The following is a 15,603-nucleotide window of genomic DNA, read 5'->3' on the forward strand; positions in this document are numbered from 1 at the left end:
TCACACTTCCCGGTTCGCGTCGTCGAGGCCGGAGCCTCCGAGTGCAATGTTGATCAGACTCTCGGCGTCCATCTCATCGATCGAACCGAGCTCGCCCGCCGCGTCTCCGCCGGCGTGCTCCGGCCGGCTTCCGGCCAGTTCCAACAGGCTTTCCACCAGCCCCGCTTGACGCAGTCTGGCGATGGGCAGGGCACGCAGGATGCGGCGTACCTCCGCGTCCTCCGGGCTGTCCGCCGGGTTCCCGTCCGGGTACCCCTCCGGACCGGATCCGCCCTGCCCGGCGCCGAGTTCCGTCGACAGCTCCAGCGTCAGATAGTCGGCGAGGGCGCGGGAGTTCGGGGCGTCGAAGACGAGCGTGGCGGGCAGTCGCAGCCCGGTCACCTCGTTCATGACGTTGCGCAGCTCCACGGCCGCGAGGGAGTCGAAGCCCAGGTCGCCGAAGGCACGGTCGGGTGCCACGGCCTCGGCACCCGGGTGCCCCAGGATCACCGCCACCCTGGACCTCACGAGATCCAGGAGCGCTTCGTGGCGCTCGACCGTCGACAGCCCCGCGAGGCGCTGCCGGAGTGTGGCACCGGCGTCCTGGCGGTCTTGCGCCGTACGCCGGGTACGCGTCCGGACCAGGGCACGGAACAGGTCGGGCACCGCGCCCGCCGGGTCTGTGGCCAGGGCCGACGGGTCGAAGCGCATGGGCAGGAGCACCGGGGCGTCCAGAGTGCCTGCCGTGTCGAACAGGGCGGCTCCTTCGGCGCCGGACAGGGCCGTGATGCCCGTCCGGTCCATCCGCTGCCGGTCGGCGGCGGCCAGACCACCGGCCAGACCGCTCTCACCGGTCCAGGGGCCCCAGGCCAGCGACTGGCCCGGCAGCCCGTGGGCGCGGCGGTGCGTGGCCAGCGCGTCCAACAGGGCGTTGGCGGCGGCGTAGTTGCCCTGCCCCGGGTTGCCGAGCACACCTGCGGCCGAGGAGAAGAGGACGAACGCCGTCAGATCCAGGCCGCGGGTCAGCTTGTGGAGGTTCAGCGCGGCGTCGGCCTTCGCCGCCAGCACCGCGCCCAGCCGGTCCGGCGTGAGCGAACCGATCACCCCGTCGTCCAGTACGGCGGCCAGGTGGATGACCGCGGTGAGCGGGTGCTCGGCCGGAATCGCGTCCAGCACCCCGGCCAGCGCGTCCCGGTCGGCGGCGTCGCAGGCGACGACGTCGGCGTGGGCACCGAGTGCGGCGAGTTCCGCGACGAGTTCGCCGGCTCCTTCGGCCTTCGGGCCCGTACGGCTGGCCAGCAGCAGCCGGCGCGCTCCCCGCTCGGTCACGAGGTGGCGGGCGAAGAGCCGGCCCAGGCTGCCGGTGCCGCCGGTGAGCAGCACCGTGCCGTCGGCGTCGAAGCCTGCGGGAACCTCGGCCGTACCGCCGACCGCCCTGACGAGACGGGCGGCATGAACGACACCGTCGCGCACCGCCACCTGCGATTCCGCCGTGGCGATCACCGCGGGAAGCAGGGCACGGGGCGCATCGGCCAGCAGGATCCGGCCGGGGTGCTCGGACTGGGCCGAGCGGGCCAGGCCCCAGACCGCCGCACCGGCCAGGTCCGTGACGTCCTCGCCGGGCAGTGCCACGGCGCCTTCGGTCCGGATCAGCAGCATGGAGTGCGCGAAGCGGTCCTCGGCCAGGGCCGCTTGCAGCCCGGCCAGGGCCCGGTGCGTCGCCGCGTGCACCGACGCAGCATCGGTGCCGCCCGTGCAGGACAGCACGACGACATCGGGGGCGGGGCCGTCGCCGAGGTCGTCCCACTCCCCGATGGACACCTCGGCGGGCTCGGCGACGGGCACCTCGTGCCACTCCGGGCGGAACAGCGAGTCGTGCACGGCGCGCCCGGGAACGGCTGGTCCACCGGCCGGGATCTCCCGCGATACAAGGGAGTTGACCACCAGGACGGGGTTGCCCGCGGGGTCGGTGGCGGTCAGCGACACCTCACCGCCGCCGGGGGCGGTGATACGTACCCTCAGCCGGGAGGCGCCCGAGGCGCTGAGGGACACTCCGGACCAGGCGAAGGGCAGGCGGGCGGCGCCCCCGTCCACCTCGGTCAGCGCGATGGCGTGCAGCGCCGCGTCGAGCAGTGCCGGGTGCAGCTCGTAACCCTGCCCCGCGTCCTCGTCGGACAGGGCGACCTCGGCGAGGATGTCCTCCCCGTGGCGCCAGGCGGCCTTCAGCCCCTGGAACGCGGGCCCGTACTCCAGACCTGCCTCGGCCATCGATGCGTAGAACCCGGTCAGGTCGGCCGGCTCCGCTCCCGGCGGTGGCCAGACGCCGTCGGTCACGGGCGGCTCCACCGCCCCGGGGGCGAGCACACCGGTGGCGTGCCTGGTCCAGTCGGGTTCGGTGGCGTCGGGGCGCGTGTACACCCCGAAGGTGCGCCGTCCGGAACCGTCGTCCGGACCGACCGCCACCTGGAGCGCCACACCACCGTGTTCCGGCAGGGCGAGCGCAGACTCGATGGTGAGCTCCTCCAGCACGTCGCAGCCGAACTGGTCGCCGGCGCGGATGGCGAGCTCGACGAATCCGGTACCGGGGAACAGCGTGATACCGCCGACCGCGTGGTCCTGGAGCCAGGGGTGCGACTGCGCGGACAGCCGGCTGTTGAACAGCGCGCCGTCGCCGTCGGCGAGGGGAACCACCGCACCGAGCAGAGGGTGACCGGCGGCTTCAAGACCGATGGCGGCGGGGCTGGTCCCGGTGCCGGAGTGCTCCAGCCAGTAGTGCTGGCGTTGGAAGGCGTACGTGGGGAGTTCGGTCAACCGGGCACTGGATCCGGCGAAGAACGCACGCCAGTCCACCCCAACACCCCGCGCGAACAGCCCACCCACACCGGTCAGAAGCTCCGTAGCCTCATCACGACCACGACGCTGCAACCCAACAAACGCCACCCCATCAGCGGCCCCATCATCGCCGACCACCTCCACACCCATCGGAACCAGAGCCGCATCCGGCCCCACCTCCACAAACGAACCCACACCACGAGCCGTGAGAGCCGTCACCGCATCCGCGAAACGCACCGGCTCACGAACCTGCCGCAGCCAATAACCAGGATCCGACCACTCACCCTCAACCACACCACCAGTCACCGTCGAAACCGCCGACAACTGAGCCGTATTGAAGGTGAGTTTCTCTACTACAGCCGCGAAGTCGTCCAGCATCGGGTCCATCAGTACCGAGTGGAACGCGTGACTCACATCGAGCCGCTTCGTCTTACGACCGAGCGCAGCGATCTGCCCGGCCAGCTCCATGACCTCGGCCTCAGCACCCGAAATCACCACGGAGGAAGGGCCGTTGACGGCGGCGATACACACACCGGCCGACAACAGCGCGGCAACCTCACTCTCGGGAGCCCCGACCGCGACCATCGCGCCACCCGAAGGCAGGGCCTGCATCAACCGCCCACGCGCGGCCACCAACACCGCCGCGTCCTCAAGCGACAACACCCCCGCCACATGAGCGGCAGCCACCTCACCAATCGAATGACCAGCCACAAAGTCAGGCCGCACACCCCACGACTCAAGCAACCGGAACAAAGCCACCTCAACCGCGAACAACCCCGCCTGAGCAAACACCGTCCGATTCAGCACACCAGCATCAGTGCCCCAGACCACCTCACGCACCGACACACCCAACCCGGCATCCGACAGCTGGGCATCCAGCAACCCCACCACCACATCAAACACCTCAGCAAAGACCGGGAACGCCTCATACAGACCACGCCCCATCCCCACCCGCTGAGCACCCTGACCCGTGAACAAGAACCCAACACGCCCACGACGAACCGAATCCACCGCACGACCCGCACCCGAAACCACCGACTCCAGACCACGCACCAACTCCACGCGATCCGAACCCACCACCACAGCCCGATGCTCCAGAGCCGCCCGCGACACCGCCAGCGAGAACGCCACATCCACCGGACGAAGGTCAGCGGCGCCTTGCTCCACAAACGCCACCAAAGCAGCAGCCTGCGCACGCAACGCCTCAGCACTACGCCCCGACACCACCCACGGCACCACACCACCAACAGAAGCCTCAACCGGCACCGACAGCGCCTCCGCCTCCGGCTCCTCCAGAATCACATGCGCATTCGTCCCGCTCAGACCGAACGACGACACACCAGCCCGCCGCGGACGACCCGCCTCAGCAGGCCACGCCCGCTCCTCCGTCAGCAGCTCCACCGCACCCGCAGACCAATCCACCTGCGACGACGGCTCATCCACATGCAACGTCCGCGGAAGAACACCCTCCCGCAACGCCATCACCATCTTGATCACACCCGCCACACCCGCAGCAGCCTGCGTATGACCAATGTTCGACTTCACCGACCCCAACCACAACGGCCGGTCACCCGCACGGTCCTGGCCGTACGTCGCCAACAACGCCTGCGCCTCGATCGGATCACCCAACGTCGTGCCCGTACCGTGCGCCTCCACCACATCCACATCAGCAGCCGACAACTGCGCATCCGCCAACGCCTGCCGGATCAACCGCTGCTGCGCCAGACCGTTCGGAGCCGTCAGACCATTCGACGCACCATCCTGATTGACCGCACTGCCCCGCAACACCGCAAGCACCTGATGCCCGTGACGCCGCGCATCCGACAGACGCTCCAGCACCAGCACACCCACGCCCTCCGAGAACCCGGTGCCGTCGGTGGAGTCCGCGAACGACTTGCACCGGCCGTCGGCCGCCAGGCCGCGCTGCCGGCTGAACTCCACGAAGAGCTCCGGGGTGGACATGACGGTCACACCACCCGCCAGCGCCAGCGAACTCTCACCCGACCGCAACGACTGCGCCGCCAAATGCATCGCCACCAACGACGACGAACACGCCGTATCCACCGTCACCGCCGGACCCTCAAGCCCCAGGCTGTAGGAGATCCGCCCCGAAGCCACGGCACCGGTACTGCTGTTGTACTTGTAGTCGTGGGCCATCATTCCGGCGAAGACACCGGTCGGGCTGCCCTTCAGCGACAGCGGATCGATCCCGGCCCGCTCCAGCGCCTCCCACGACGTCTCCAGCAACAGCCGCTGCTGCGGATCCATCGACAGCGCTTCGTTCGGACTGATACCGAACAGGTCGGCGTCGAAATCGCCGGCCGTGTAGAGGAATCCGCCGTGCCGGACATAGCTGGTGTCGTCCCGGGAGGACGAGGGGTCGTAGATGTCCGGGAGGTTCCACCCTCGGTCCTTGGGGAACTCCCCTATCGCGTCCGTCCGCTGAGCGACGATCCGCCAGAGGTCCTCGGGGGACTCGGCGCCGCCGGGGTAGCGGCAGCTCATCGCGATGATGGCGATCGGGTCGTCCGTCGTACCAGCCGCCCGGCCGGCCTTCCGCGGCTGGGCCGAGCCTGCCACGGCACCGGCGCCCTCTCCCGTGCCGACGCTCTCGGCCAGCAGATGGCGGGCGAGCACCATCGGGCTCGGATAGTCGAAGACCAGGGTGGCGGGCAGCCGCAGACCGGTGGCATCGTTCACGCCGTTACGGAACTCCACCGCGCGCAGTGAGTCGAAGCCCAGGTCCTTGAAGGCCTTCTCCGGTTCGATCGCCGAGGCCGAGCTGAATCCGAGCACCTCGGCGACCTGGCGCAGCACCACGTCCAGGACGGCCGCCTCGTGCTCGTGCGCGGGCAGTGCGGCGAGCCGCTGAGCCAGGCCGCCGGCTTCAGCGCCTGATTCCGCCCGCCGACGCCGTACGCCCGGGACGAGCGTACGGAAGAGACCCAGCATCCCGGCGCCCTGGGACCTCAGAGTCGCGAGGTCGAGCCTGGCCGCGACCAGGGCGGGGTCGGCCAGTCGGAGGGCTGTGTCGAACAGGCCGGTCCCTTGCTCGTCGGAGAGGGCGACGACACCTGTGCGCCCGATGCGGCCCCGGTCGTCGGCCGTCAGGTCGCCCGTCATGCCGCTTCCCTGGGCCCACATGCCCCAGGCGAGGGACTGCGCGGGCAGGCCTTCGGCATGCCGTTGTGCGGCGAGGCCGTCCAGGAAGGCGTTGGCGGCGGCGTAGTTGCCCTGGCCTGGGTTGCCGAACACTCCGGCGACGGAGGAGAACAGCACGAACGCCGTCAGATCCAGGTCGCGGGTCAGCTCGTGCAGGTTCCATGCCGCCAGGGCCTTGGGCCGCAGCACCGTGTCGAGACGCTCCGGTGTCAGCGAGCCGATGATGCCGTCGTCGAGAACGCCCGCGGTGTGCACGATGCCGACGAGCGGCCGGTCGGCGGGGATCGCGGCGAGCACGGCGGCCAGGGCCTCACGGTCGGCCACATCGCAGGCGGCCACCTCGGTCTCGGCGCCCAGGGCGGCGAGTTCGGCGACGAGTTCCGCCACACCGTCCGCTGCGGCGCCCGAGCGGCTGGTGAGCAGCAGTCGCCGTACACCGTGGGTGGTGACCAGGTGGCGTGCGAACAGCTTGCCGAGCATGCCGGTGCCGCCGGTGATCAGCACGGTGCCCGCCGGGTCGAAGGACCCGGAATCGCCCGGGTCCGAGGACACTGTCGCGGCCGCCCCGGGTGCGGGCACCCTGACCAGCCGCGGCATCAGGGGTGCGCCCGCGCGCAGGGCGATCTGCGTCTCGTCCGTGCCGGTGAGCAGCGGCAGCGCGGCGTCGAGGTCCGTACCGGCCTCCAGGTCGGCGAGTACCACGCGTCCGGGATGCTCGGACTGGGCTGATCGCACCAGGCCCCAGACCGCGGCTGCGGTGAGGTCCACAGGCTCCCCGTCCCCGGTCGCCACCGCGCCACGGGTGACCACGAGGAGCCGGGACGCCTCGAAGCGCTCGTCCGTGAGGAAGGTCTGCAGTGCGGCCAGCACATGCTGCGTCCGTGCGCGGGCGGCGTCCGGGCCCCCGCGCCCCGCGCCGCCGGCACGGTCGGAGCCGCCCTCAGGGGCGTCGTCGGCGACGGACAGGACAACCAGCTCGGCCACGTCCTCGCCGTCGGCCGTGTCCCAGTCCTGGGTCGCCACGGTGCGGGGTGACGTCACCGGCGCCGTGGTCCAGTCGATCCGGTACAGCGCGTCGTGGAGGGCGGAGGCGGAGGCGGGCCGCTGCTCCGCGAGCCTGCGCAGCGTCAGGGAGTCCACCGTCAGGACCGGGCGGCCGCTCGGGTCGGTCACCAGGACCGACACCGCGTCCTCGCGTACCGGGGTGACGTGCACCCGTACGCTCGAAGCGCCTTCGGCGTGCAGGGCGACTCCGCTCCACGCGAAGGGGAGCACGGCCTCGTCGCCGGCGATCGGCGTCAGGCCGACCGTGTGGAGTGCGGCGTCGAGCAGGGCGGGGTGCAGACCGTAGCCGTCGACGGCGATGCCGGACGGCAGCTCCGCCTCCGCGAAGATCTCGTCGCCGGACCGCCAGACGGTCCGCAGGCCCTGGAATCCGCTGCCGTAGGCGAGGCCGGCACCGGCCAGGGCCTCGTAGTAGCCGTCGATGCCGACCGGTTCGGCGCCGGCGGGCGGCCACTGGGTGAGGTCGGCGTCCGGGGTGCCGGCCACGGGGGCGATTACACCGGAGGCATGCCGGGTCCAGGGCGAGCCGGCGTCCTCGGCGCGTGCGTACACGGCGACCGCTCGCCGTCCGGTGGCGTCCTGGGCATCCACCGCCACATGCACGGCGATCGCACCGCGCCCGGGAACGACCAGCGGTGCCTCGATGGTCAGTTCTTCGAGACCGGGGCAGCCGACCCGGTCACCGGCCCGGATCGCGATTTCGACGAAGCCGGTGCCGGGGAAGAGCATCGTGGAGTCCACGACGTGATCGGCCAGCCACGGGACGGACTTCACCGAGATCCGGCCGGTCAGGGCCGTTGTGTCGGTGTCCGGCGCGGCGACAGCGGCGCCCAGCAGGGGGTGGCCCACCGGTTCCAGGCCCGCGCCGGCCACGTCCCCGAGGTCGGTGGGCGGCTGGATCCAGAACGACTCACGTTGGAAGGCGTACGTGGGGAGGTCCACGGGGCCCCCGGGGTCCGCAGGACCGGCGTTGCCCGCGGAGTCACGCGCGGAGTCACCCGTGGGCTCGCCCGTGGGGTAGAAGTCGCTCCAGCGGACGGACGCACCGTGCACATAGGCCTCGGCGAGGGAGGTGGCGAAGCGCTGTGGGCCGCCCTCCTCGCGGCGCAGCGAGCCGACGGTCACGGCGGTCGCCCCGGCGTCCTCGATGGTCTCCTTCATGCCGACCAGCAGGCCCGGGTGCGGGCTGCTCTCGATGAAGATCCCGTACCCGTCCGCCAGTAGCGCCCGGGTGGTCTCCTCGAAGCGGACCGTGTGACGCAGGTTCCGGTACCAGTACTCGGCATCCGTCGCGGCGGTGTCCAGCCTGGCTCCGGTCACGGTGGAGTAGAACGGCACCGTGGGTACGAGGGGCTGTACGTCCGCCAGTTCGGCCAGCAGCCGGTCGCGGATCTCCTCGACGAACATCGAGTGCGAGGCGTAGTCCACCGGGATGCGGCGGGCCTGGACCCCCTCGGCCTCCAGCTGCACCTTCAGCTCGTCGAGCGCGTCGGTGTGGCCGCACACCACCACCGAGCCCGGACCGTTGACGACGGCGAGCTGGAGGCGCCCGTCCCACTCGTGCAGCCGGTCCGCGGCCCGGTCGGCGGGCAGGGCCACGGACATCATGCCGCCCCGGCCTGCCAGTTCATGACGGATGATCTTGCTGCGCAGGGCGACGACGCGGGCACCGTCCGCCAGCGACAGGGCGCCCGCCACGCACGCCGCGGCGATCTCGCCCTGCGAGTGACCCACGACGGCGCCGGGCTCCACACCGCGGGCGCGCCACAGTTCGGCCAGCGAGACCATCACGGCCCAGAGCACCGGCTGCACCACGTCCACCTCGACGAGGGACGGCGCGCCGGGCTCACCCCGCAGCACGGACAGCAGGTCCCAGTCGACGAAGGGGGCCAGCGCCCGCGCACACTCGTCGAGCCGGGCCGCGAACTCCGGTGCGGAGGCGATGAGTTCCACGGCCATGCCCTGCCACTGCGAGCCCTGGCCGGGGAAGACGAAGGCGACCTTGGCGTCGCCGATGACCGTCCCGCGGACCACTCCGGCGCTCTTGCCGCCGTCGGCGAGGACGTCCAGTCCGGCGAGCAGCTCGTCACGCTCCGTCCCGAGGACCACCGCCCGGTGCTCCATCCGGGCGCGCGTGGTGACGAGGGCGCGGCCGATGCCTGCGACGGAGAGTCCGTCGTGTTCCCGTACGAAGGAGGCCAGCCGGGCGGCCTGCGCCTTCAGTGCCTCTCCGCCCCGGGCCGAGACCAGGAACGGCGCCACGGGGGCGTCGGCGGCGGTCACAGTGACAGCGGGCCCGGTGGTGGCGGCCGGCGCCTCATCGGCCGGTTCCGGCACATTCTCCGCGGGAGGCGTCTCCTCGATGATCACATGCACATTGGTGCCGCTCAGACCGAAGGCGGAGACGGCGGCCCGCCGCGGGTGGGGGTTCTCGGGCCAGTCGCGCGCCTCGGTGAGCAGTTCGACTGCACCCTCGTCCCATGCGACGTGCCGGGACGGTTCGGTGACGTGAAGCGTCTGCGGAAGCCTGCCGTTGCGGATCGCCATCACCATCTTGATGACACCGCCGACACCCGCCGCGGCCTGAGCATGACCGATGTTGGACTTGAGCGAGCCGAGCCACAGCGGCTGGTCGCCGGTCCGGTCCTGGCCGTACGTAGCGAGCAGGGCCTGCGCCTCGATCGGGTCACCCAGTGTCGTACCGGTGCCGTGCGCCTCCACCGCGTCCACCTGGGAGGCGGGAATGCGCGCGTCGGCCAGGGCCTGCCGGATCACGCGCTGCTGGGCGGGGCCGTTGGGAGCGGTGAGCCCGTTGGACGCCCCGTCCTGGTTGACCGCGGACCCCTTGATGACCGCGAGCACCTGGTGGCCGTTGCGCCGGGCGTCCGACAGACGCTCCAGGAGCACCACCGCGGCGCCCTCCGACCAGCCCGTGCCGTCGGCGGAGTCGGAGAAGGCCTTGCACCGGCCGTCGGCGGACAGCCCGCGCTGGCGGCTGAAGGCGACGAACGGGGCAGCGGTGGACATGACCATCACGCCACCGGCAAGCGCCATCGCGCAGTCGCCGCGCTGCAGGGCTCCGGCCGCCAGGTGCATGGCCACGAGGGAGGAGGAGCAGGCGGTGTCGACAGTGATCGCCGGACCTGCCAGGCCCAGCGTGTACGCGACCCGGCCGGAGATGACGGAGGCCGCACTGGCGGTGGCCATGTAGGCCTCGACCAGGTCGGAGCTGCCGGCCACGTCGCCGTAGTCCTGCGCACCGGAACCGACGTACACGCCGACCGACTCACCGCGGAGCGCGTCCGGGTCGATCCCGGCCCGTTCGAAGGCCTCCCAGCAGACCTCCAGGACGAGGCGCTGCTGCGGGTCGGTGGCAAGGGCCTCGTTCGGGCTCATACCGAAGAAGCCCGGGTCGAAGGCCCCCGCCTCACGCAGGAAGCCGCCGCCGCGCACGTAGTTCGTGCCGCCGCCGTCCGGGCCGCCGCCCAGCAGTTCATCGAGGTCCCAGCCGCGGTCCTCGGGAAGGCCCGTGATGGCGTCCCGTCCTTCGGCGACCAACCGCCACAGATCTTCGGGGGAGTTGACGTCACCGGGGAAACGGCAGCTCATCGCCACGATGGCGATGGGTTCGTCCCCCTCGGTCTCCAGTTCGCGCAGCCGGTGCCGGGTCTGGTGCAGGTCAGCGGTGACCCGCTTGAGGTAGTCGAGCAGCTTCTTGTCGTCGTTCGGCATGTCAGTCCCACGAATCCTTTGTCCGGCGGCAACGGTCCCTGCACTCAGGCGAGGCCCAGTTCCTTGTCGATGAAGTCGAAGACGTCCTCTGCCGACGCCGAATCGAGCTGACCGCTCACATCACTGCCGTTCCCCTCGTCACCGGCCAGCCGCCCCAGCAGGGCCTGCAACCGACCGGTGATCCCCATGCGCTCCACTTCCTCGGGGGCGAGCGCTGCCACCGTCGTCTCGAACCGGTCGAGCGCCGCGAGTACGGGCAGCTCCCCGGCGGCTTCCCCCTCGCACAACTGCGTGCGCAGATAGGCCGCGAGAGCCCCGGGGCTCGCGAAGTCGAAGACCATCGTGGCCGGGAGCTTCCTGCCCACGGCCTTCACCAGCCTGGTGCGCAGATCGACCGCGGCGACGGAGTCGAAGCCCAGGTCGTCGAAGGACCGGGCCGCGTCGACCTCGCCCGGTGTGTCGTAGCCGAGCAGGCCGGCCACGTGCGTACGGACCAGGTTGAGCAGCACCCGGTCCTGCTCGGGCTGCGACAGCCCGGCCAGTTCCCCGGCCAGCCGGGCCCCCGGGGTGTCCGATGCTGCGACGTCGTCGTCCTCCAGGGCCGCCACGGCCTCGGGCAGCGAGTCAAGCAGAGGACGAGGACGGGCGAGCGTGTACGTGGGGGCGAAGCGCGACCAGTCGAAGTCGGCGACCACCACATGGCTCCCGCCGCTCGCGAGCACCTCACGCAGTGCCGCGACAGCCCGGCGAGGGCTCATGGGAGGTGCGCCGATGCGCCGGCTCATCGCGCTGACCTCGGCGTCGACCATCCCGGCCTCCCAGGAACCCCAGGCGATCGAGGTCGCGGCGAGCCCTCGTGCCCGGCGCTGGTGGGCCAGGCCGTCCAGGTAGGCGTTGGCACTGCCGTAAGCGGCCTGTCCGGCGCTGCCCCAGACAGCAGCGCCGGAGGAGAACAGCACGAACGCGTCGAGCGGTCGGTCACCGAGGATCTCGTCCAGATGGGCCGCGCCGAGCACCTTCGCGCGGGCCGTCGAGGCCAGTTCTTCGACCGTGGTCTCCGCCGCGGTGGAGGGCCGCTGCATGGCTCCGGCGGCGTGCACGACCGTCGTGAGCGGCAGCTCCGGCCCGATGGCCTCGATGAGCTCGGTGAGCGCCTCACGGTCGGCCACGTCACAGGCCGCGATGGTCACCCGGGATCCCAGTGCCACGAGCTCGGCCTCCAGCTCGGCGGCCCCTTCGGCGGCGCTGCCCCGGCGACTGGTGAGCAGCAGATGAGGTGCGCCGTCGGCCGCCATCATGCGGGCCACGTGGGCGCCGAGGCCGCCGGTTCCGCCGGTGATCAGTACGGTTCCGGGCCCCTCTGTGGCGGCCTGGGCGGGCCGCTTGGCGGACGGGGCGCCGGTGAGCGGAGCCCGCACGAGGCGACGGCCGTACGCACCGTCGGAGCGGAGCGCGACCTGGTCCTCACCACCCGGTCCCCCGGCCAGTACCTGGGAGAGCCGCTGGGCGACCGACTCGTCCACACTGACCGGAAGGTCCAGGATGCCTCCCCAGGTGTCGGGCTGGTCGAGGGACAGTCCGATACCCAGGCCCCACAGGGCGGTCTGCCCCGGGCTGGCGGCCTCGGCGGGATCGCGTACAGCCACGGCCCCGGTGGTGACACACCAGAGCGGCGCCGTGCAGCCCGCGTCGCCGAGCGCCTGGACGAGCAGCAGGGTGGCGGCGGTTCCGTGAGCCAGCTCGGGATACTGATCGTGAGCACGGTCCTCCAGAGCCAGCAGTGACAGCACCCCGGCCGGTGTCTCGCCGGCGGCGGCAGACCTCAACTGCTCGGCGAGAGCCCGCCGGTCCGCGCCGTCGCTCTCGATCAGAGCTACGGCGGCACCGCCGCGGACGAGGCCGTCTGTAACCGCGGACACGGACTGGTCCTTGCTGCGGCCTTCCGGTACGACGACGAGCCAGAGTCCGTCGACGGAGGGACCTTCGGCGGGCGGAAGCCGGAGCCACTCCACCTCGTATCCGAGCGCGTCCACGTTGCTCTGCTGGGGGCGGGAGGGGGTCTCAGCAGCGAAGTCGTACCAGTAGTGCTGGCGTTGGAAGGCGTACGTGGGGAGATCCGTCAGCCGGGCAGTAGATCCGGCGAAGAATGCCCGCCAGTCCACCGGAACGCCCCGCGCGAACAGCGCGCCCAAACCTGTCAGAAGCTCCGTGGCCTCATCACGACCACGACGCTGCAACCCAACAAACGCCACCCCGTCATCGTCGCCGACCACCTCCACACCCATCGGAACCAGAGCCGCATCCGGCCCCACCTCCACAAACGACCCCACACCACGGCCGACGAGTGTGGTCACAGCGTCCGCGAAACGGACCGGCTCACGCACCTGCCGCACCCAATAGCCAGGATCCGACCACTCACCCTCAACCACACCACCGGTGACGGTCGAAACAGCCGACAACTGCGGAGCATTGAAGGTCAGCTTCTCCACCACGGCTGCGAACTCATCCAGCATCGGGTCCATCAACACCGAGTGGAACGCGTGACTCACATCAAGCCGCTTCGTCTTACGACCCTCCGACGCCAACCGCCCGGCCAGCTCCATAACCTCGGCCTCAGCACCCGAAATCACCACAGAGGACGGACCATTGACCGCGGCAATACACACACCGGCCGACAACAGCCCGGCAACCTCAGCCTCCGGAGCCCCGACCGCGACCATCACACCACCCGAAGGCAGCGCCTGCATCAACCGCCCACGCGCGGCCACCAACACCGCCGCGTCCTCAAGCGACAACACCCCCGCCACATGAGCCGCAGCCACCTCACCAATCGAATGACCAGCCACAAAGTCAGGCCGCACACCCCACGACTCAAACAACCGGAACAACGCCACCTCAACCGCGAACAACCCCGCCTGAGCAAACACCGTCCGATTCAGCACACCAGCATCAGTGCCCCAGACCACCTCACGCACCGACACGTCCGTACCGGCACCCGACAGCTCGGCATCCAGCAACCCCACCACCACATCAAACACCTCAGCAAACACCGGGAACGCCTCATACAGACCACGCCCCATCCCCACCCGCTGAGCACCCTGACCCGTGAACAAGAACCCAACACGCCCACGACGAACCGAATCCACCACACGACCCGCACCCGAAACCACCGAACGCAGACCACGCACCAACTCCACGCGATCCGAACCCACCACCACAGCCCGATGCTCCAAAGCCGCCCGCGACACCGCCAGCGAGAACCCCACATCCACCGGACGAAGGTCAACCCCCGACTCCACATGCGCCACCAAAGCAGCAGCCTGCGCACGCAACGCCTCAGCACTACGCCCCGACACCACCCACGGCACCACACCACCAACAGAAGCCTCAACCGGCACCGACAGCGCCTCCGGCTCCTCCAGAATCACATGCGCATTCGTCCCGCTCAGACCGAACGACGACACACCAGCCCGCCGCAGACGACCCACCTCAACCGGCCACGCCCGCTCCTCCGTCAGCAGCGAGATGTTGCCTTCCGACCAGTTCACCTGGGGTGTGGGCTCGTCGATGTTGAGGGTGCGCGGGATCAGTTCATGGCGCATGGCCTGCACCATCTTGATCACGCCGCCGACACCCGCAGCGGCTTGCGCGTGGCCGATGTTGGACTTGAGCGAGCCGAGCCACAACGGTCGGTCAGCGGGACGGTCCTGGCCGTACGTCGCCAGCAACGCCTGCGCCTCGATCGGGTCGCCCAGCGTCGTGCCTGTGCCGTGCGCCTCCACCACATCCACATCAGCAGCCGACAACTGCGCGTCCGCCAACGCCTGCCGGATCAACCGCTGCTGTGCCAGACCGTTCGGCGCCGTCAGACCATTCGACGCACCATCCTGATTGACCGCACTGCCCCGCAACACCGCAAGCACCTGATGCCCATGACGCCGCGCATCCGACAGACGCTCCAGCACCAACATGCCGATACCCTCGCCCCAGCCGGTCCCGTCGGCAGCCGCGGCGAACGACTTGCACCGGCCGTCCGGCGCGAGGCCCCGGTCCTGGCTGAAGCCGACGAAGGCCCGGGGCGTCGCCATGACCGTCACACCTCCGGCCAGTGCCAGCGAACTCTCACCCGACCGCAGCGACTGCGCCGCCAGATGCATCGCGACCAAGGACGACGAACACGCCGTATCCACCGTCACCGCCGGACCCTCAAGACCCAGGCTGTAGGCGACGCGCCCCGAGGCCACACTGGCCAGGCCGCCGATGCCGCCGTCTCCGACGTAGTCGTGGTAGGCGATCCCGGCGAAGACACCGGTCGGGCTGCCCTTCAGCGACAGCGGATCGATCCCGGCCCGCTCCAGCGCCTCCCACGACGTCTCCAGCAACAGCCGCTGCTGCGGATCCATCGCCTTGGCGTCCCGCGGGCTGATCTTGAAGAAGTCGGCGTCGAACTCGTCGGCCTCGTGCAGGAATCCGCCGTCGCGGGAGTACGTCTTGCCGGGGGTCGCCGGCTCCGGGTCGTACAGCCCCTCGACGTCCCAGCCACGGTTCTCGGGAAGGGTGGTGATGGCGTCCCGGCCCTCCGCCACCAGCTGCCAGAGGGCGTCGGGCGAATCCACCCCGCCCGGGTACCGGCAGCTCATCGCGACAATGGCGATCGGCTCGTGCTGGCGTGCATCCGCCTCGCGCAGCCGCCGCTTGGTCTGCTGCAGTTCAGCAGTGGCACGCTTGAGGTACTCGCGGAGCTTCTCGTTGTCGCTCATCTCCACCTTGACCGATCTCGTGTTGCAGGGAAGCGGAATGTTGCGGGGGATGTCACCGGCGACGCGGCGGCCG

Annotated in this window: 2 protein-coding genes; both read right to left on the bottom strand. The window is 70.7% G+C overall.

Annotated features, from left to right (window positions below; genetic code table 11):
- On the bottom strand, positions 1 to 10,770 hold the full coding sequence (locus tag OG385_RS04860) for a type I polyketide synthase (protein ID WP_266852140.1): 10,770 nt from the start codon (positions 10,768 to 10,770) through the stop codon (positions 1 to 3).
- A 44-nt stretch (positions 10,771 to 10,814) separates the two neighbouring features.
- Positions 10,815 to 15,530 carry an SDR family NAD(P)-dependent oxidoreductase gene (locus OG385_RS04865; RefSeq protein ID WP_266852142.1) on the bottom strand — a complete coding sequence of 1,572 codons (4,716 nt, stop codon included), beginning with the start codon at positions 15,528 to 15,530 and terminating at the stop codon, positions 10,815 to 10,817.
- Between the last annotated feature and the right edge of the window lie 73 nt (positions 15,531 to 15,603).

Source organism: Streptomyces sp. NBC_01306 (genome assembly GCF_026340465.1).
Classification (GTDB): domain Bacteria; phylum Actinomycetota; class Actinomycetes; order Streptomycetales; family Streptomycetaceae; genus Streptomyces.